The 17,533-nt window shown below is 63.4% G+C and carries 17 protein-coding genes; 3 read left to right on the top strand and 14 right to left on the bottom strand.

What is annotated here, in order from left to right; translation table 11 throughout:
- Nucleotides 1-73 precede the first annotated feature (73 nt).
- The 6 genes from AC5ZG1_RS39020 to AC5ZG1_RS38995 all read right to left on the bottom strand — a co-directional run bounded on the left by AC5ZG1_RS39020 (nt 74) and on the right by AC5ZG1_RS38995 (nt 6,156).
- Nucleotides 74-490: a hypothetical protein gene (locus tag AC5ZG1_RS39020; protein WP_130227513.1), complete on the bottom strand. Its 417-nt coding sequence runs from the start codon at nt 488-490 to the stop codon at nt 74-76.
- 102 nt (nt 491-592) lie between these two features.
- A complete protein-coding gene (locus AC5ZG1_RS39015; protein ID WP_496136076.1) occupies nt 593-2,017 on the bottom strand; it encodes an amidase in 1,425 nt (474 codons plus the stop codon).
- A gap of 158 nt (nt 2,018-2,175) precedes the next feature.
- Nucleotides 2,176-3,165, bottom strand: coding sequence for a hydroxyacid dehydrogenase (locus tag AC5ZG1_RS39010; RefSeq protein WP_456644905.1), 990 nt, complete (start codon nt 3,163-3,165; stop codon nt 2,176-2,178).
- A gap of 33 nt (nt 3,166-3,198) precedes the next feature.
- Complete coding sequence (locus AC5ZG1_RS39005; protein ID WP_130227516.1) at nt 3,199-4,299, bottom strand: ABC transporter ATP-binding protein; 1,101 nt, start codon at nt 4,297-4,299, stop codon at nt 3,199-3,201.
- A gap of 4 nt (nt 4,300-4,303) precedes the next feature.
- The gene (locus tag AC5ZG1_RS39000) at nt 4,304-5,218 is read right to left on the bottom strand and encodes a carbohydrate ABC transporter permease (protein ID WP_028166449.1); all 915 of its coding nucleotides are present in this window, start codon (nt 5,216-5,218) and stop codon (nt 4,304-4,306) included.
- Complete coding sequence (locus tag AC5ZG1_RS38995) at nt 5,218-6,156, bottom strand: carbohydrate ABC transporter permease (RefSeq protein ID WP_456644907.1); 939 nt, start codon at nt 6,154-6,156, stop codon at nt 5,218-5,220. Before AC5ZG1_RS38995 ends, AC5ZG1_RS39000 begins: the two co-directional genes overlap by 1 nt.
- Here AC5ZG1_RS38995 and AC5ZG1_RS38990 point away from each other — a divergent pair.
- Complete coding sequence (locus AC5ZG1_RS38990) at nt 6,155-6,295, top strand: hypothetical protein (RefSeq protein WP_496136075.1); 141 nt, start codon at nt 6,155-6,157, stop codon at nt 6,293-6,295. The two genes, AC5ZG1_RS38995 and AC5ZG1_RS38990, sit on opposite strands and share 2 nt — an antisense overlap.
- On the opposite strand, the gene AC5ZG1_RS38985 is transcribed toward AC5ZG1_RS38990, so the two are convergent.
- Nucleotides 6,282-7,622: an ABC transporter substrate-binding protein gene (locus AC5ZG1_RS38985; protein WP_028166447.1), complete on the bottom strand. Its 1,341-nt coding sequence runs from the start codon at nt 7,620-7,622 to the stop codon at nt 6,282-6,284. The two genes, AC5ZG1_RS38990 and AC5ZG1_RS38985, sit on opposite strands and share 14 nt — an antisense overlap.
- A 349-nt stretch (nt 7,623-7,971) precedes the next feature.
- Here AC5ZG1_RS38985 and AC5ZG1_RS38980 point away from each other — a divergent pair, with 349 nt between their 5' ends.
- Nucleotides 7,972-8,697 carry a Spy/CpxP family protein refolding chaperone gene (locus AC5ZG1_RS38980; RefSeq protein WP_496136074.1) on the top strand — a complete coding sequence of 242 codons (726 nt, stop codon included), beginning with the start codon at nt 7,972-7,974 and terminating at the stop codon, nt 8,695-8,697.
- Nucleotides 8,698-8,963: 266 nt separating this feature from the next.
- Here AC5ZG1_RS38980 and AC5ZG1_RS38975 read toward each other — a convergent pair whose 3' ends face one another.
- From AC5ZG1_RS38975 to AC5ZG1_RS38950, 6 genes are all read right to left on the bottom strand, one after another.
- Entirely contained in the window at nt 8,964-9,365 is a 402-nt protein-coding gene (locus AC5ZG1_RS38975; RefSeq protein WP_496136073.1) for a VOC family protein, read from the bottom strand.
- 17 nt (nt 9,366-9,382) lie between these two features.
- Nucleotides 9,383-10,570, bottom strand: a complete 1,188-nt coding sequence (locus AC5ZG1_RS38970; protein WP_496136072.1) for an acyl-CoA dehydrogenase family protein — start codon at nt 10,568-10,570, stop codon at nt 9,383-9,385.
- A gap of 13 nt (nt 10,571-10,583) precedes the next feature.
- Complete coding sequence (locus AC5ZG1_RS38965; RefSeq protein WP_496136071.1) at nt 10,584-11,990, bottom strand: MFS transporter; 1,407 nt, start codon at nt 11,988-11,990, stop codon at nt 10,584-10,586.
- 190 nt (nt 11,991-12,180) lie between these two features.
- Nucleotides 12,181-12,813, bottom strand: coding sequence for a DsbA family protein (locus tag AC5ZG1_RS38960; RefSeq protein WP_208826692.1), 633 nt, complete (start codon nt 12,811-12,813; stop codon nt 12,181-12,183).
- Between the two features lie 70 nt (nt 12,814-12,883).
- On the bottom strand, nt 12,884-13,615 hold the full coding sequence (locus AC5ZG1_RS38955) for a DUF3750 domain-containing protein (protein WP_496136070.1): 732 nt from the start codon (nt 13,613-13,615) through the stop codon (nt 12,884-12,886).
- Nucleotides 13,616-13,704: 89 nt separating this feature from the next.
- On the bottom strand, nt 13,705-14,922 hold the full coding sequence (locus AC5ZG1_RS38950) for an MFS transporter (RefSeq protein ID WP_456644913.1): 1,218 nt from the start codon (nt 14,920-14,922) through the stop codon (nt 13,705-13,707).
- Nucleotides 14,923-14,958: 36 nt separating this feature from the next.
- On the opposite strand from AC5ZG1_RS38950, the gene AC5ZG1_RS38945 reads away from it, so the two are divergent.
- On the top strand, nt 14,959-15,237 hold the full coding sequence (locus AC5ZG1_RS38945; RefSeq protein WP_028166440.1) for a hypothetical protein: 279 nt from the start codon (nt 14,959-14,961) through the stop codon (nt 15,235-15,237).
- Nucleotides 15,238-15,391: 154 nt separating this feature from the next.
- Here AC5ZG1_RS38945 and AC5ZG1_RS38940 read toward each other — a convergent pair whose 3' ends face one another.
- The gene (locus AC5ZG1_RS38940) at nt 15,392-17,461 is read right to left on the bottom strand and encodes an ATP-dependent helicase (protein WP_496136069.1); all 2,070 of its coding nucleotides are present in this window, start codon (nt 17,459-17,461) and stop codon (nt 15,392-15,394) included.
- Nucleotides 17,462-17,533: the final 72 nt, after the last annotated feature.

Genomic DNA, 17,533 nt, shown 5'->3' with positions numbered 1-17,533 from the left:
GCTCTTCACGCCCAAAGAATGCGCAAGCTACTTGGCAAACTCAGGATATGCACGAACCTAACTTCATCGCGATCTAGATCTCGCCGCCTTCCTCGCGGATCAGGCTGGCGACGGCGGCGCGGCTGGCCATTTCCTGCTTCAAGACCTCAAAGCGATGATGTGCGTCGGCCTCGCGGTCGTCCACGAACCTGATCGCGGCCTCCCGGTCCATCGGGCCGCTCACCAGGGGCTTCGAATTCTCGCCGATGGTCTCGTCGACATAATACTGGCCGTCCTGCTCGCGCACCGTCCACTTGAAGCGGAGGGCGGCCATCGGGCCGGGGCCGACTTTCGAATAGCCATGGGCTTCCTGCGGCAGCGGGCTCGCGGGCTGCTCTTCGGCCGCCCCCGGGTCGGCCTGCGGCTTCTCGATCGGCGCGGGCGCGTGCTGCTCGTCCAAAATGCTGGCGATGGCGGCAAGCGCATTGTCGGTAGGATCGCTCTGGCTCAAATCTCTTTCCTCAGGGATTGGTCGGCAAAGATGGTTGCCGACACTTCCCATCTACTCAACCCCGGAATGAGGCTGAGTTTTGGCCCTGCTGTAGTTTTTCCCTTACCCACATACCGGCGGACGCTTGTCCTTCCAGGGCCGTACCTGCTCGAGCTGGCCGGCCAGGCGGAACAGCGTTGCCTCGTCGCCGAGCCTGGCGGCGAACATCATGCCGAGCGGCAGACCGTCCTTGCTCCAGGCCAGCGGCACAGACATCGCAGGCTGGCCGGACATGTTGAACATCGAGGTACCCGGCATGTAGCGCCGCAGGATCGGCCCGATCTGTGCCAGGTCTTCCGACATGGTGTTGATCTCGCCGAGCCGGATCGGCGGCGTGCACAGCGTCGGACTGAGGAACACGTCGCAGCCCTCGAAGAAGATCGCGAGGCTGCGCGAGATCTGGAACGCCGCGAGCTGCGCGGCGATGTAGTCCGCCGACGTGATATTTTGTCCGTTGTGGGCGCTTGCCAGCGACAGGACTTCCAGGTCGTCGCCCGTCACGGTGCGGCCGATGCGCTGCTCGATCGCTCGGACGGCGACCGCGGTGTTGCCGCTGACAATCGTCGTCATCACCGTGGAGGGATCCGCTGGAAGGGTGGGGGCGCGCTCCTCGACATGATGGCCGAGGCCGGCGAGCAGTTTTGCGGTGTCGCGGACGGCTGCGGCGACCTCGGGATCGATCGCCTCCCCATTGGGCGATTTGTCCGTGAAGGAGATGCGAAGCTGGCCGGGATCGCGGCTGACTTCCTGCGAGAACGGCCGCGCCGGGGGCGGCGCGACATAGAGGCTCCACGGCTCCGGACCGTGGATCGCGTCCATCATCACGGCGCTGTCGCGCACGCTGATGCTGACGACATGCGCGGTCGAAAAGCCGCCCCAGCCCTCGCCACGATCGGGACCGACCGGATTGCGGGCCCGACTCGGCTTCATGCCGAACACCCCGCAGGCAGAAGCGGGGATGCGGATCGAGCCGCCGCCATCGCTGGCATGTGCCACGGGCAGGATGCGTGCTGCGACAACGGCGGCGGCGCCACCTGAGGAACCGCCGGAGGAATGCGCGAGATTCCAGGGATTGCAGGTCGGCCCGAACAGACGCGTCTCCGTGGTCGGCATCAGCCCGAATTCGGGGCTCGCGGTCTTGCCGAAGATGGTCACGCCGGTGTCGATGAAGCGCTGGGTGAGGGTGCTGCTGTGGTCCGCGACGAAATCCCTGTTAACGCTGGCGCCGGAGGTCGTGCGCGTTCCCTGCAGGAGGTCGAGGTCTTTCAGAAGGAACGGCACCCCCGTGAAGGGTCCGTCCGGCAGCCCTTTGTCGATCTGCTGCTCGGCATAATTGTAGTGCTTGACGACGACGGCATTGATCTGCGGGTCAACCTTGGCCGTGCGGGCGATCGCTTCGTCGAGCAGTTCGCGCGGGCTGACCTGCTTGTTGCGGACCAGCTCGGCGAGGCCCACCGCGTCGTAATTGCCGAATTCCTTGAAAGCCATATTCCACACCTAGAGCGAACGGCGCATCTTCGGGCGCGCATTCGTCTCTATCCTCTTGCTGGAGCAATGACCTTTCGGAAGAAGTGGTATCCACAGGTCATGCGCTGATGACGGGCCGATCCTTGTCGGCCCGCCCGAAGATAGACGGTTTTATCGGATTAGTTTAGCACGTCCTGGTTGATGACGTTCTGCCGCAACGGCGCGCCGTCAAGGACGCTCAGGATGTTGCGTGCGGTCTGCTTGCTCATCCGGTCGACGGCTTCGACCGTGACCCCGGCAACGTGTGGGGCCATGATCACGTTCGGCAGGCTGTGGAGGGGCTGGCCGACCGGCGGCGGCTCCTGCTCGAACACGTCAAGGCCGGCGCCGGCAAGCCTGCCCGATACCAGCGCATCGTGCAGTGCCTTCTCATCGACGATGCCGCCGCGGGCGGTGTTGATGAGATAGGCGGTCGGCTTCATGAGTCTGAAGCGCGCCGCGTTGAACATGCCGATCGTTTCCGGCGTCTTTGGGCAATGGATGGTGACGAAATCAACACGCGGCAGTGCCGCGTCGAGATCCGGCACCGCCTCGCAGCCGGCGGCCGCGATTTCGCTGGCCGGCTTGTAGGGATCGTAAACCAGCACCTGCATTTCCATCGCCAGGCACCGTTTGGCGGTGCGGGTGCCGATGCGGCCAAAGCCGACGATCAATACGGTCTTGCCATAGAGATCGAAGGGCAGCACGCCGAGCCGGTTCGCCCAAGTGCCGTCCTTGACCACGGCATGCATTTCCTGTGCGCGCTTGGCCAGCGTCAGCATCATGAACAGGGCCTGTTCGGCCACTGACGGCGAGTTCGCCGTGCCTGCCACCATCAGCGGTACCTTGCGGCGCGAGAGCGCAGGGACGTCGACTGCGTCGTAACCGACGCCGATCCGCGTCACCACCTGCATGTCTCCGGACGCCTCGAGCTCCGGCTCGCCGAATGGGGTGGGGCCAAGTGCGACACCATGGACCGGCGCATGCTGCTTCAGCAAGGCCGCGAAATCCCTGGCGGAGATCAGGTTGGGAAATTCGACGAGTTCGACGTCGTCCCGTTCGTTGAGGAGAGCCCGTGCTCCCGATGAGAGTGTCTGAGTGACAAAAATCTTCTTCTTGTTGGTGGCCATTTCCTGCCCTTGGCTAGTACGTGAATTGCGTCGTCAAAGGACGACGCCGGTCACCTCGTTTAGCAAATGCATGTTGTTGAGGTCCACAGCCAAGCGGAGCGGGGCACCATCCTGCGCGCCGGCGTTGGGATTGACCCGGCCGCAGATCGGGGTGTCCTCGAGGGTGAAATAGACCAGGGTCTCCATGCCCATCGGCTCGGTGACGTCGAGCACGGCCTCGAACGGCTCGACTCCCGGGTGCAGATGCGGTCGGGCCTCGGCGATGTGTTCCGGCCTGATTCCGAGCAGGAGCCTCTCGGTGCGCGGCACCGCCTGGTAGCGGGCGGAACGTGCCGGCGGCACCGGAAAGGCGAGGCGGTCGGTCAGGCGCAGATGCAGCCGGCCGTCGACATCCTCGAGCCGGCAGGGCATGAAGTTCATCGCGGGCGAGCCGATGAAGCTGGCGACGAAGCGGGTCGCCGGCTTGTGGTAGAGCTCATTCGGCGTGCCGATCTGCTCGATGCGGCCGTGGTTCATCACCACCACCCGGTCGGCGAGCGTCATGGCCTCGACCTGGTCGTGGGTCACGTACACCGTGGTGGTGCGGACCTTCTGGTGGACCTTCTTGATCTCGATCCGCATCTGCACGCGCAATTTGGCGTCGAGGTTGGACAAGGGTTCGTCGAACAGGAACACCTTGGGATTACGCACGATGGCGCGACCCATGGCGACGCGCTGACGCTGGCCGCCGGAGAGCTGCTTCGGCTTGCGGTCGATCAGGTCGGTGATGTCGAGCATGCGGGCCGCTTCCGTGACCCGGCTCTTGATCTCGGCTTTGGGATAGTGCTTCAGCCGCAGCCCGAACGACATGTTCTCGGCCACCGTCATATGCGGATAGAGCGCGTAGTTCTGGAACACCATCGCGATGTCGCGGTCCTTCGGCGGCACGTCGTTGACGATGTCGCCGCCGATTGTGATATCGCCGTCCGAGATGTCTTCCAGCCCCGCGATCATCCGCAGCGTGGTCGACTTGCCGCAGCCGGATGGACCGACCAGCACCACGAACTCATGGTCGGCGATGTCGAGATCGATGCCGCGCACCGCTTCGACTTCGTCATAGCGCTTCACGACTTTCCGCAGCGAAACTTCGGCCATGAGTTCAACCCTTTGTCGCGCCGGCGGTCAGGCCGGCAATGTAATAGTCCATCAGGAAGGCGTAGATGATCAGCGGCGGCGCGGCGCCGAGCAGCGCCCCGGTCATGATCTGTCCCCAGTTGAACACGTCGCCCTTGATCAGGGTGGTGATGATGCCGACCGGGAGCACGAGCTGGTCGGTCGAGGTCGTGAACACCAGGGGATAGAGGAACTGGGCCCAGGAGACCGTGAAGGCGAAGATCGTCGCCGCGATCAGGCCGGGTAGCGCGACCGGAATGAAGATCCGCGTCAGCGTCTGGAACCAGGACGCGCCGTCGATGATCGCGGCCTCATCGAGCTCCTTCGGGATCGAGGCGAAGTAGCCGATCATGATCCAGGTGCAGAACGGCACCGTCAGCGTCGGATAGATGAAGAGCAGCACGTACCAGCGGTTGATGAGCTGGATGCCGGTCCAGTCGCCGATCAGGACGAACATCTTGAACAGCGGGATGAAGAGCAGCGTGTCCGGAATAAGGTAGGTCAGGAACACGCCGGTCGCGAGCGTTGCCGAACCCCAGAACTTCATCCGTGCCAGAGCGAACGCCGCGGGCACGCTGATCAGCATGGTGATGGTCACGACGATGATCGAGACCCAGGCCGAATTCCAGAAGAAGCGCAGGAACTGGTTCGATGTCAGCAGCCCGATATAGTTCTCAAGCGTCGGATGATATACCCACCATGGATTGGTCGCCGCCGAGATCTCGGCGCTGCTCTTCAGCGAAGTGATGAGCATATAGAGCGGCGGTGTCAGCGAGAAGATCGCGAACAGCACCAGGAAGAAGTACGACCAGCGCAGCGCCCAGGCGCGGTCGCGGCTGATGCTGCCGTATTTCTTGACCTTACGGGTCGGTCCGGCCTTGTCGATCGTGATTGTGCTCATCAGGCTTCGTTCCCCCGCTTGGAGATATCGCGCAGGATGAAGATCGCCGCCACCGCGAGGATCGGCACCATGAACAGCGAGACGCTGGCGCCGAGCGGGATGTCGCTGCCCTCGATGCCGACCCGGAACGCCCAGGTCGCGAAGATGTGGGTGTGGTCGAGCGGGCCGCCGGCGGTGAGGATGCGGACGATATCGAAATTGGCGAAGGTGACGATCAGCGAGAACAGCGTCGTGATCGCGATGATGTTGCGCATCATCGGAAGCGTCACGTACCAGATGCGCTGCCACCAATTGGCGCCATCGATCGCGGCCGCCTCATAGAGCTGCTCGGGCACCGATTTCAGCGCCGCCAGATACATGATCATGAAGAAGGGGGCGCCATACCAGACGTTGACGAGGATGACGGAGAAACGTGCCCAATTCGCATCGCCGGTCCATGGGATCGGCCCGATGCCGAAGAAGGACAGGGTATAATTGAAGGCGCTATAGGAGGGATCAAACAGCCACAGCCAGGCGAGCGTGCTCATCGCCGGTGGGATCACCCACGGCACCAGCAACATGCCGCGCCATCTGCGCTGCTTGTTGGCGGGAACGTTGTGCACGAAATGCGCGACGATGAAGCCGATCAACGCTTTGAAGATCACGGCCGAAATCGCGAAGATGCAGGACTGCTTCACGACCAGCCAGAACGTGTCGCGCTTGAACAGGAACTCGAAATTGCCGAGGCCGATGAATTTCGTCATCGACTTGTTCAGCGTCGCCAGATGCAGGGAGTAGAGCGCGGGATAGATGACGAACGCCGCGACGAGGAGGATCAGCGGCAGCGTCATCAGGAACGCGACCGTCGACTTGCGCCTCAGCGCATTGTGTAAACCGTTGCGCCTCCGTGTGGCTTTTGTTGCCTGGACACGGTTCGGGTGAAGGGCGACATCGGCCATGATCGATCTTCCTCGCGAGAGTTATTCCAACGGAGAATCCGGAACGTCGGACCTGATGCCGCCAACAGCGGTGACGGTCCGCGCCGCGGCGGCCGGTTACGGCCACCGCGACGACACGTTCGCTCTCAGCTCCGCATGAAGCCTTCACACTCGCCTTCGGCCCAGGCGAGCGTCTTTTCCATCGCTTCACCCTGGGCAAAACGCAGGCACATCTTGGTTAGGGTTGCCTGCGCATAGATTTGCTGCGCGACCTTGGGCGGCGCCGGCGAGGCCGCGATCGACAGCGTTTGCCGATGGTAGGGGTCCGGATAGCTGAAGAGAGTGCCTTTCGGGGGGCCTTCCTCCTCCCACACCTTCAGCTTGGTCAGATTCTCATAGGCGGGCAGGTCATAGCCGCCGCTCGCCACCACCATCTTCTCGACCGATGCCGGCTGCGACAGGTGGACCAGGAGGCTCTTGGCGGCTGCCTTATTCTTCGAGAACGCCCAGATGTTCCAGAAGAAAGGCAGATAGGGCGCAAAGCGGCCTTTCGGTCCGGCCGGGAAGCCGTGCGTCCAGCACTGTTCGGCGATCTGCGGCGCGTCGCGTTTGGCGACGGCCCAGGCGCTGGGCGGATTCATGATCATCGCCCCCTTGCCCGAGACCAGCCACTTGTTGTTGGAAGCGTCGTCCCATGCCGACACATCCGGCGGCAGGAACGCGATCAGCTTCTTGTAGAATTCGAGCGACTGCCGCACCGCATCGGTCTTGACGGTCAGGTTGCCCTTGGCATCGACGAGCTCGGCGCCGTAGGACTGGAAGATCGCGCCCGCGGTGTCGACATTGTCGCTGGTCTCGCCGAGGCCAATGCCGAAGGGAACGCCGGCCTTGTGGCAGGCTTCGGCCGCCTTCAGGAACGTGTCCAATGTCCAGTTCTCATCTTTGGGCGGCGAACCTGCCGGATACATTTCCTGCACATCGATGCCGGCATGTTTCTTCATCAGATCGATGCGCGAGCAGGGGCCCTTGATCTGGCTGCCGACGCTGGCGGGAACGCCGAGCCACTTGCCGTTGGCTTGCCCCAGATAATTGACCGTTCCGTTGACCTTGCCGTTCTGCTTGACGAGCTGGTCCATGATGTCGTTGACGGGCTCGAGCAGTTCGGCGTGCGCATGGGGCCACCAGGTGGGCATCTGCAGAATGTCATGACCGGACTTCGCCTGGGCTTCGGCGGCGATCGTCAGCAGGTTCTTATTGCCTTGGCTCGGGATGTAATCGATCGTCACTTCGACCTTTTCTTTCGCCGCCCATTCATTGACGAGCTCGGTAGAAGCCTTGTTGGCTCCGGGCACCCAGTGATCCCAGAAACCAATCGAGAGCGTGCCCGCGGCATAGGCGCCGCGGATGTAAGGAGCCGTAACCAGCGCTGCCGATGACAGCGCTGTAGCCGCAACAAATTCTCGTCGAGACAGCTTCTTCCGTGACATGGCGTTCCCTCCCTGGTGAGCCGACGGTCAAAGACTTGCGAAATCTCGTTTTTGTTTTTTTGGCTCGCCGCATTCGAGGCGGCGGGGCGATTTCCTCGTTGGAGATCAGAGCAGAATTGTCGGCGCCTGTCGAGAAATCAGGTGAATGCTTTCGTAGAACTAACGTTGTGTGCAAATGGCTGGCAGTCGGATCTGTTAATCTTTGCGCTATGCCTGCCGCAGGGCGTTTTTTTGCGGCGCACGCGAGTGAAGGGACGCGACAGGTAGACCTGCTTGCGGGGAGAACGATAAAGTCCGGGGATCGGCGGCGCTTCAGCCGCGATCACGATCGATCATGGAGACTCCGATAATGCCAAGCTTGGTATCGAAGCAGCGTGCGCGCTTGAGGCTCTGCGCCGCGCTGGCGGCGGCTGCCATCCTGTCCTTCAATGCCTCCCCGCGCGCGGAGGCGCAGGGCTTGATCCAGGGCGTCCAGCAGGGGGCTCGTGAAGGCAACAAGGCTGCCGGGCCGGTCGGTGGCGTCTTGGGCGGCGCAATTGGAGGTGTGGTTGGCGTGGTCACGGGGGTGACCGGCGTGCTCACCGGCACCAACCCCAACAGCAACCCGGCGCCGGCGGACAGGCAAGGCGCTCCAGCCAAGAGCAGCAAGGCCGCGAAGGCCGCCAAGGACAAAGCCGCCAAGCAGCCGCAGATGCTGACCCAGGCGGGCGTGCCGCAGCTCACGGCCGAACAGATCGTCGCCACCAGCGACGCCAACATCGAGCGGATCAAGAAGGAGTTGAACCTCACACCCGAGCAGGAGAAGTATTGGGCGGGCTTCAATAGTGCGATGCACTATCTCGGTCACAACGGCGCCGATCGCGTGAACCTGCGCATTGCCCGCGCCAAGCGCGACCCGCCGGACGATATCGTGGAGCAGATGCGCAATGAGGCCCAGTTCCTCAACGACCGCGCCGTCGACCAGCGCAACGTCGCCGATGCCGCCGAGCCGCTTTATGCGAGCCTCGACGACAAGCAGAAGCAGACCTTCATCAACGAAATGGTCCGCCTAAGCCACGAGCGGGGGCTGGACTAAGTGGGAGGGCACTTCGACGGCCGCCACGAATAGCCGGGTAACCATGCCCTGGGGTAGGTTGAAGGCGCGGCACCCGGCTATCCTGCCGCAGCGGCGCGGCCTCTCCAATCGTCATGCAAAGTTGAAGAAACCTCGACTGATTCACGCCCGACTTATGGCTGATTGAAGGTCTTGTCGGGAACCCGTTGGTATGGCGCTAAAAAATGGTTTCGGCCGGCGCAGGGCTGCCGATGAACTGGTGCGGAACTTATGCCGTAGAACCTTTGCTAGGCCTTGGCGAAGTTGAGTTCCACAGCGACCCCGTCCGGGTCGTAGAAGAAGAACTGGGTGTCGCCGGTGCGTGGCACAATGCTTTCGCGGAACTGGATGTTGTGTTCCCGAAGGCGCCTGCGCACGCCATCGATGTCGGTCGCGGCAAAGGCGATGTGGTCGAGCCGGCCGGTGTCTTCGTATGTCTTCTCGGTGCCGCGGACCACGATGCCCTCGCGCGGCTTGCGGGTGCCCATCAGATGCACGGTGGCGATGCCGCCGGAATAAAGCCAGTAGCCGGGGAAATCGAGCGGCGGCCGCTCGCCATTCTCAAGACCCAGCACGTCGCAATAGAAGTTCTTGGTCTTTTCGAGGTCCTGCGGTTCGATCGTGTAATGCTGCAGTCGGCCGAGCGGCATGGTGTTCTCCTTGGAAACTAAACGAAGCTAAGGTCGCAATTGGCACCCATCATCCAGGCGCCGACGGTTTCGAAATGGCTGAGTCGGCCCTGCAGTTGCTGGGTCACGGTGTGGATGTCGCGGAAGCGGCGCTCGAGCGGATGGCCGTCGAAGATCGCGGTTGCTCCCGCGGCATTGTAGGCGAAGTCGACGGCCTCGCACGCCTTGTGGATGGCGTGGGTGGCGGCCATGCGGATGGTGATCCGCTGCTCGACCGTGATGTCGTTGCCGGCGACGAGGTCTTTCCAGATGTCGGCCATCGATTGCAGCACGAAGCCCCGCGCGGAACGCAGATGGACTTCGGCCAGGGCCAGGCCGGATTGCACCACCGCATTGTCGCGCAGCGGGCTCTTGGCGCCGCGCGGCACCTTGTTGCGTGCCACGTCGACGAAATTGTCGAGCGCACCGCGAGCGATGCCGCAAGCGACGCCGGCAAAGCCGACCTGGTAGCAGGTGCCTGACCCCATCCGGTAGAGCGGGCCGGCCTCGCGGCGCTCGCGCTCGAACTCGCGGGTGATCGAATGGTCCGCGCGGACGAAGAAGTCGTTCAGCGTGAACTGGTCGCTGGCGGTGCCGCGCAGGCCGACCGTGTTCCAGATGTCGGTCCATTCGACGTCCTCGGTCCGCACCAGCATGGTGCGCTCGATCTGCGCGCCATTGGCGTCGCGTTTCGGCGAGCCGTCAGCCGCATAGACCGGGCAATGCGCGCCGAGCCAGGTGGCGTGTCGCCCGCCGGAAGCGAACGACCAGACGCCGGTGACGCGGTAGCCACCTGCGCATTCGACTGCCTTCACCCTTGGGCCGGGACCCCAGGCCAGCACCGCGCGGGGATCGCCGAACACCGCATGCGCGACCGGCAAATCGAGATAGGCAGCCGCCATCGCGCAACCGCCGGCCTGGCTCAGACACCACGCCGTCGAGGCGTCGGCCTGCGCGATGGTCTCCATGACATGGAAGAAGGTGAGGGGATCGGTCTCGATCCCCTGCGACGACCGCGGCAGCAACAGGCGAAACAGCCTGTGGTCATGGAGCTGGTCGAGCAGCGCCGGCGGCAACCGGCGCGTTTGCTCGATCTCGTTTGCGGCCGCTGCGACCAGCGGCTGGACCGCTTTCGCGCGGGCGATCACGGCCGGATCGCCCGCAAGTTCGGCAGATGTCGCGATCATCGTTCAAAGCTCCTCAGGCTTGCCGAACCGACGCGGTCGCCGCTACGTCGGCTTCGCCCGTCAGCTCGCGATCGATCTGTTCGATCGATTTGCCCCTGGTCTCGATGCCAAGGAAGTAATAGACGGCGCCCGCCATCAGGAACCAGCATCCGAGATAGACGAAGGCGGTCGGGATTTGCGTCAGCGGCACATCAGGCTTCAGGTAGTTGCTGGAGCCGACGATCAGCGCAAGACCGACCGGACCGATGATCTTGCCGATGCCGCCGAAGCCATAGGCCGAGCCCATGCCGGTGGTGCGCAGATGCGAGGGCCAGACCTCCGCCGCATAAGGCCCGACAATGGCAAAGCCGCCATCGGCGAAGAAGAATGCCAGGGTCAACAGCAGCCAGAACGCGGAGACGCCGAACAGCGTCGCGTCGTAATGATAGCCCGCGATGATCGTCAGCGCGCCCGCGCCGAAACCGAGCAGCCCGCCGGAGGTCCGCCGTCCCAGGAGCTCCGAGAGAAAGGAAAAAGAGATGCGGCCGAGGAAGCCCGACACACTGAGCAGGATCATCATCTTGGCGGCTTCCTGCGGCGTCACCTTCAGAAGCAGTACGAACAGCGCCGGCGCCCACAGGGTGATGCCGTAAACGCCGGTCTGCGCGCCCGCATTGCCGAGCCAGGAGACGATCAGGCTGCGCGGATATTTGAAGAGATCAAGCCAGCTCGTCTTGATCACCGGGCCGGCATCTGCCGCCGTCGGCAGCGGGAGGGAGGACGGCTCCACTTGTAGCGCCCAGGCGAGCGACTTGCGCGCTTCCTCGTAGCGGCCCTGGCGGCACAGCCAGCGCGGGCTCTCGGGAACCCAGAGCCGGACCAGCAGCACCAGCAGGGACGGCAGCACGCCGATCGCAAACATCAGCCGCCACTGGTCGGAGCCCATGAACGCCCCAAGGACGGCGCCGAGCCCGACGCCGAGCGGGATCACGCAGGTGACGAGGCCGCCGACCCAGCCGCGCTTGTGCGAGGGCACGAACTCCTGCACCAGCGGCAGGTCCACGCAATAGAGCCCGCCGACGCCGGTGCCGACGAAGAAGCGCAGCACCGCGAGATAGATCCAGCCGTTATCGGGGGTAAAGTACAGAAGGCCCGTGGCGATCGAGAAGTTGAGTACGGTGCCGATGAATACGATCCGGCGGCCGATCCGGTCGGCGAGCCAGCCCCAGACATAGGCTCCGATGATGGCGCCGATGCCGGAGCTCATCAGGACCGTCGCCGACTGTCCGAAGGTGAGCTTCCACGGCCCGATCAGGAAGGCGAGCACGAAGCCGATCAGGAAATAATCGAAGAATTCCAGCGCGTCGCCGATGATGGCAGCCGAAAGGATCTTGATCTGGTTGCCGGTCAGACTCCTCCGGCGATCGAGAATCTCGAACATGGCGTTTCCCCATGGCGCCTGTTCATTTGATTCAAGCGGGCGTCGCGCCCATCGCCCCGCCTATGGACGACGAAGCTATCCTTCAGCTGCGGCGAACGGCAAGCCCACCAGCGCGCGGGGCACATCTGCGTTGTGACGATGAGGCGATGCATGCCGCTCTGCACAATCGCATGTGCGAGAGCGGGGCGTTCTAGCGCTTGAGCAGGGTCTTGAGCTTCGCGTCCAGCTCTTCGTAGGACATCGCGCCTTTCCATTGTTCGCCATTGACGAAGAAGGTTGGCGTGGCGTCGACCTTGAGCGTCTCCATTGCGTAGCGCTGGTCGGCGGCGATCTTGTCGAGCAGCGCTTGGTCGGTCTCGCAGGTTTCGACGTCCTGCTCGCTCATCCCGTTCAGCTTGCCGACCAGAAACAGCGTTTCCTTTGTTTGATCCATCAGGCGGGCCTGCTGCTTGAACATTGTCTCAATGACGGCGAAGTGCTTTTCGGCATCGTCCTTGCCGATGCAGCGCACCAACATCGAGGCGGCTGCGGCCTTGATGTCGAGCGGGAATTCGCGAAACACGAACCGGACCTTGCCGGTGTCGATATATTTCGAACGCAGCATCGGAAAGACATTCTCGCCGAACGCTGCGCAATGCGGACAGCTCATCGAGGCATATTCGACGATCGTTACTGGCGCCTTCGGTGAGCCGATTGCGATGTCGGGTAATGATACGGGCTTGGCGACGGCTGCAGCGGTCGCGCTTTGTGCCTTTGCCTCCCGATCTGTCGGCGGACCAAGGAAAGCAAGCAGGACAATGAACCCCAAGGCGGCGCTGGTCATATGACTGAGAACAGGCAACGAGATACTCCGCGAGTGAATAGCTTCTTCTGACAACCAGCCCGGCAGCCAGCTATGACCGGGCAAGCGGCAGGCCGAGCCGGCCGACGCCCGGGAACTTCAGGGCAGGGCGACGGATATCGATGCCAAGGACTCCGCCGAACAAGTTCAGCTCGATCCCTTCGATCCAGCCGATCGTCAGACCGAGATAACCGCCCAATGTAGCGAAGACACCGGTGCGCGACGCGGTGACGCCGTACCACTCGCCCCGGTAAGGATAGTCCTTGCCGATCGCCGTCGGCGGTAGCACCGCTTGCAGTTCCGGCACGGCGTCGAGTGCCGCCTGAACAAACGTGTTCGAGTTCGGGCCCGGCCAGGCGCTGTAATCGCCATAGTCGCGAAACCTGTAATTCTCGATGACAGCCCGGATCTTCGGGATCAGCGGCTCGGCGTTCGCGCCGTCCACGCTGACGATTGCTTCCGGCGCGGCACCGAACCATCGGCCGTCGGCCTCGAAGCCGTCGACCCGGATCGGTTGCCCCCACGCCGTGTAGTCATAGCGGCTGTAGCGCGGCGCATCCTGTTCCTTGACCACGATCCAGGTGTGGACCGCAAAAATCCCGCGCCAGCGCACGGTGCGCGCAGCATAAACTCGGACGACGGCAGCCGGATGCTCGGAGGCTTTCGGCAGCAGGCCCGCGCTCGATCGGTCGGCCGTCTGCCAATCGACGCGCCTGTCTCCTAGCAAATAGGCGACCGTCGAAAAGGCAAGCGGAACGACAATCAGCAGGACGAGAATGACCACGGATTTCTTCACAGAGGGACATCGGCGGAAGGGTGCTCATGTCGATCTAGTCATTCCGGTCCGCCGGAACCAGAGCGGGCCAGCGGGCATCAATATTTCTTCATCTCGGGGGCGAAGCCGACCCACAGCGCGACCGAGACCAGGCCGAGTGCGCCGAGCAGGACGAATGTCGGCGCATACCCGATCCATTGCGCGATCCAGCCGCCGAGCGCGGGGCTGAGCGAAGCGCCGATGCCTTGAACGGTGATCACCGCGCCCTGTCCGAGGTTGATACGGCCGGTCCCGTTCAGCGAGCGGGCGACCATTCCCGGGACCGCGACACTCTGCAGGCCGGCGCCGATGCCGTCGAGAATTTGCACGGGCACTACGCCCCACCAGCCCGTGAGGAAGAACGCGAGGATGCCGCGCAGCGGCAGTGCCAGGAAGGACGCGAGCAGCACCGGCCAATAGCTGCGGTTTTCCGCCGCGCGCATGCCGACGATCGAGGTCACGATCATGACGGCCTGCGCGATCACAATCGTGGTCGCCACGAAATCCGGCCCCTTGGCAAAGCCGTCGGCAACCGCCGCCAACCCATACAGCGGAAGGATCGCGGCATTGCCGAGATGGAAGGCCGCCAATGCCAATGCGAGGACGAGCAGCGCCTTGTGCCTCGCCAGCACCGTGAAGCCGCTTGGCTGGCTCTCCGGATCATCCTCTTTGGTGCCACGCGCAGCCCTGTTGTCGATGGCGTCGGCAGGGATCAGAAGAACGCATGCGATCGCAATGGCGCCGAAGAGCGCCGCCAGCAGGAACACGGCCGTGTAGCCGTATTTCCAACCGAGATAGCCCGATACGGCCGCGCCGACCATGTTGCCGGCATGGTTGAAGGCCTGGTTGCGGCCGTTCTGCCGGTTGAAGCCCTTCTGCCTCACGATGCCAAGCGTGATGCCGGTGACGGCGGGAACGATGGCGGCGCCGGCAAGCGAGGTTGCGATTTGCGATGCGGCGACGGCCCAGAAGTTTTGCGACAGCAGAATGAGGGCCGAGGCGGTGACAACGGCGACGCCCGGCACGATCACCCAGGCGCGCTTGTGCCGGCTTGCATCGATGAAGCCGCCGATCGGCGTCGTGATCAGCATGCCCGCGACGTTGCCTATCGTCATCGCGGTCCCAATCCAGCCGCTCGCCCAGCCGTGCGCCTGCAGGAAGACGCCGACGAACGGCCCGATTCCGGACTGCATGTCGGCCATGAAGAAGTTCAGAGCGAGCAGGGGCCACAGCCGCGCCGCCTTGTCCGATCGCTCATTCTTCTTGCTGACACGCATGACAAGTAGACTCTCGGCCGGTTAAGCGATCACCAGATGATTCTCCAAGACCGACGGCGGGCTTCCACCGCAGCGGTCGGAACAAAGCGCTGGATCATGAATTTGAAGGCGATGGTTCAAATCGACGTTCTTGAAAAACCGATCGAACGCATCAAGGAAACCTGCGTGATGATGGGCATCACGGAGAAGTTCGAGCGTGCGCTTCCGGAGCTCGAGACGTTCCTGGAAGGCGAAGTAGCGAAGGGCGAGACCCGCGAGACGCGGCTGACTTACGATGGACTCTGCTACCTCAAGCAGATCTTCGCGAGAAAGTAACAGCACGGCACACGGGAAGGTTTTCACGACTGCTCATCGGACGACGGCTCTGGCGCGGCTTCAGCATCCGCCACGGGCCATCGCAAAAGTTTTTGCACCTGGCATCAACGCATCAACGTGGCGCGGTAGCGATCGTTCCCGATCGCCGTCGCAGCTAGCGCCACATCCCGCGCATCTTGGCGCGGATGTCGACCGGCGCTGCACGATCTGCCGGCGCGGCGGTCGCCGGACGCGCAATCGGCCAGGTGGTGCGCTCGAACAGCGGCACCAGCCTCTCCGGGATGAAACGCGTGCGCGAGGCGTACATGTGCCGGTCGCCTTTGGCGCTCTGGCCGTGCACGAAGAAGCGCTGCGGCAGGATCAGGTGCAGATCATCCTTGGCGCGGGTCATGGCGACGTAGAGCAGGCGGCGTTCCTCTTCCAGCTCGGCGCTGGTCCCGGCGCCGAGATCGGAGGGCATGCAGCCGTCGACGACGTTGAGCACGAAGACCGACTTCCATTCCTGTCCCTTGGCGGAATGGATCGTCGAGAGGATCAGATAGTCCTCGTCGAGCAAAGGCGGGCCCGCCTGGTCGCTGGTCGCATCCGGCGGATCGAGCGTGAGCTCGGTCAGGAAGCGCTCGCGCGACGGATAGCCGCTTGCGATCTGTTCGAGCTGGATCAAATCCGCGCGGCGGACCTCGGCGTCCTCGTGGATGCGGTCGAGATGCGGCTCGTACCACAGCCGTGCCCGCTCGATATCGACGGGCCACTCGGAATAGCGGAGGTTCTCGATCGCGCGGACAAATCCCTTCCAATCGTCGCCAGCGCGCGGCGGCGAGGGCAAGGTGCAGAGTGCGGCAATCGGGTCGGCAGCCTCGGCCATGCGTTCGAGCACCCGCTGCGCCGAGCTTGGCCCGACGCCCGGCAGCAAATGCAGGATGCGGAAACCGGCGACGCGGTCGCGCGGATTCTCCACGAAGCGCAATAACGCCAGCATGTCCTTGACATGGGCGGCGTCGAGGAATTTCAGGCCGCCGAACTTCACGAAGGGAATGTTGCGGCGGGTGAGTTCGACTTCCAGCGGACCGCTATGCGAGGAGGTGCGAAACAAGACCGCCTGGTGCTTGAGCAACGCGCCTTCCTCGCGGTTCGCCAGGACCTGCTCGACGATGTAGCGCGCCTGATCGGCCTCGTCGCGGACGGCGACGAGCTGTGGCCTGCGCGACGATGTCCGCTCGGTCCAGAGATTCTTCGTGAAGCGCTCCTTGGCCAGCGCAATCACGCCGTTTGCGGCCGATAGGATCGGCTCGGTCGAGCGATAGTTGCGATCGAGCGTGATGAGCTCCGCCCTCGGCGTAAACTGATCCGGAAAATCCAGGATGTTGCGGACAGTGGCGGCGCGGAACGAATAGATCGACTGCGCGTCATCGCCCACGACCGTAAGCCCGCTCCCTCCGGGTTTCAGTGCGAGCAGGATCGATGATTGCAGGCGGTTGGTGTCTTGGTATTCGTCGACCATGACGTGGTCGAAGCGGCGACCGATCTCGTCGGCAAGCGCAGCGTCGGTCACCATCTGCGCCCAATAGAGCAGGAGGTCGTCATAATCGAGTACGTTCTGTTGCTGCTTGGCGTCGACATAAGCGGCAAACAGGCGCTTCAGTTCATCCGCCCAGCCCGAGCACCAGGGATAGAACATGCCGAGCACGCTCTCGATCGGCGTCTCGGAATTGACGCAGCGGGAATAGATCGCAAGGCAAGTGCCCTTGGTCGGGAAGCGGCTCTCGGTTTTGGAGAAGCCGAGATCGTGCCGGACGAGGTTGATGAGGTCGGCGGAATCCTCGCGGTCATGGATGGTGAAGGCAGGATCGAGCCCGATCCGCTCGGAATATTCCCGGAGTAGCCGCGCGCCGATGCCGTGAAAGGTGCCGGACCAAGTGAGCGCATCGGTCATCACGCCCGCGTTGTCGCCGAGCACGCGGCGGGCGATCCGTTCGACGCGCTTGGTCATTTCCGCCGCCGCGCGGCGCGAGAAGGTCATCAGGAGGATGCGGCGTGGGTCAGCACCGCTGACGATCAGATGCGCAACGCGGTGGGCCAACGTGTTGGTCTTGCCTGATCCGGCGCCGGCGATCACCAGAAGCGGCGCGCCAATGGTTCCATCCGGCCCGACGCCGTGCTCGACGGCGCGCCGTTGCGCAGGATTGAGCGCATCCAGATATGTGTCTTTGCTGTCCGCGAGCACGAATCACCCCGGAGAAAGCTAACAGAGATCGGGCCTGTGGGGATGAAGGTCCAGGGCGGGAGATAGAATTAG

The sequence above is a fragment of the Bradyrhizobium sp. Leo78 genome (assembly GCF_059512425.1).
This window is presented reverse-complemented; position numbering and strand designations above follow the sequence as displayed.

Excerpts from the sequence above, each read along its gene's own strand:
- AC5ZG1_RS39015 (WP_496136076.1), bottom strand. The coding sequence starts at position 2,017 with ATGGCTTTCAAGGAATTCGGCAATTACGACGCGGTGGGCCTCGCCGAG.
- AC5ZG1_RS39010 (WP_456644905.1), bottom strand. The coding sequence starts at position 3,165 with ATGGCCACCAACAAGAAGAAGATTTTTGTCACTCAGACACTCTCATCG.
- AC5ZG1_RS39005 (WP_130227516.1), bottom strand. The coding sequence starts at position 4,299 with ATGGCCGAAGTTTCGCTGCGGAAAGTCGTGAAGCGCTATGACGAAGTC.
- AC5ZG1_RS39000 (WP_028166449.1), bottom strand. The coding sequence starts at position 5,218 with ATGAGCACAATCACGATCGACAAGGCCGGACCGACCCGTAAGGTCAAG.
- AC5ZG1_RS38990 (WP_496136075.1), top strand. The coding sequence starts at position 6,155 with ATGATCGATCTTCCTCGCGAGAGTTATTCCAACGGAGAATCCGGAACG.
- AC5ZG1_RS38995 (WP_456644907.1), bottom strand. The coding sequence starts at position 6,156 with ATGGCCGATGTCGCCCTTCACCCGAACCGTGTCCAGGCAACAAAAGCC.
- AC5ZG1_RS38985 (WP_028166447.1), bottom strand. The coding sequence starts at position 7,622 with ATGTCACGGAAGAAGCTGTCTCGACGAGAATTTGTTGCGGCTACAGCG.
- AC5ZG1_RS38980 (WP_496136074.1), top strand. The coding sequence starts at position 7,972 with ATGCCAAGCTTGGTATCGAAGCAGCGTGCGCGCTTGAGGCTCTGCGCC.
- AC5ZG1_RS38975 (WP_496136073.1), bottom strand. The coding sequence starts at position 9,365 with ATGCCGCTCGGCCGACTGCAGCATTACACGATCGAACCGCAGGACCTC.
- AC5ZG1_RS38970 (WP_496136072.1), bottom strand. The coding sequence starts at position 10,570 with ATGATCGCGACATCTGCCGAACTTGCGGGCGATCCGGCCGTGATCGCC.
- AC5ZG1_RS38965 (WP_496136071.1), bottom strand. The coding sequence starts at position 11,990 with ATGTTCGAGATTCTCGATCGCCGGAGGAGTCTGACCGGCAACCAGATC.
- AC5ZG1_RS38960 (WP_208826692.1), bottom strand. The coding sequence starts at position 12,813 with ATGACCAGCGCCGCCTTGGGGTTCATTGTCCTGCTTGCTTTCCTTGGT.
- AC5ZG1_RS38950 (WP_456644913.1), bottom strand. The coding sequence starts at position 14,922 with ATGCGTGTCAGCAAGAAGAATGAGCGATCGGACAAGGCGGCGCGGCTG.
- AC5ZG1_RS38945 (WP_028166440.1), top strand. The coding sequence starts at position 14,959 with ATGATTCTCCAAGACCGACGGCGGGCTTCCACCGCAGCGGTCGGAACA.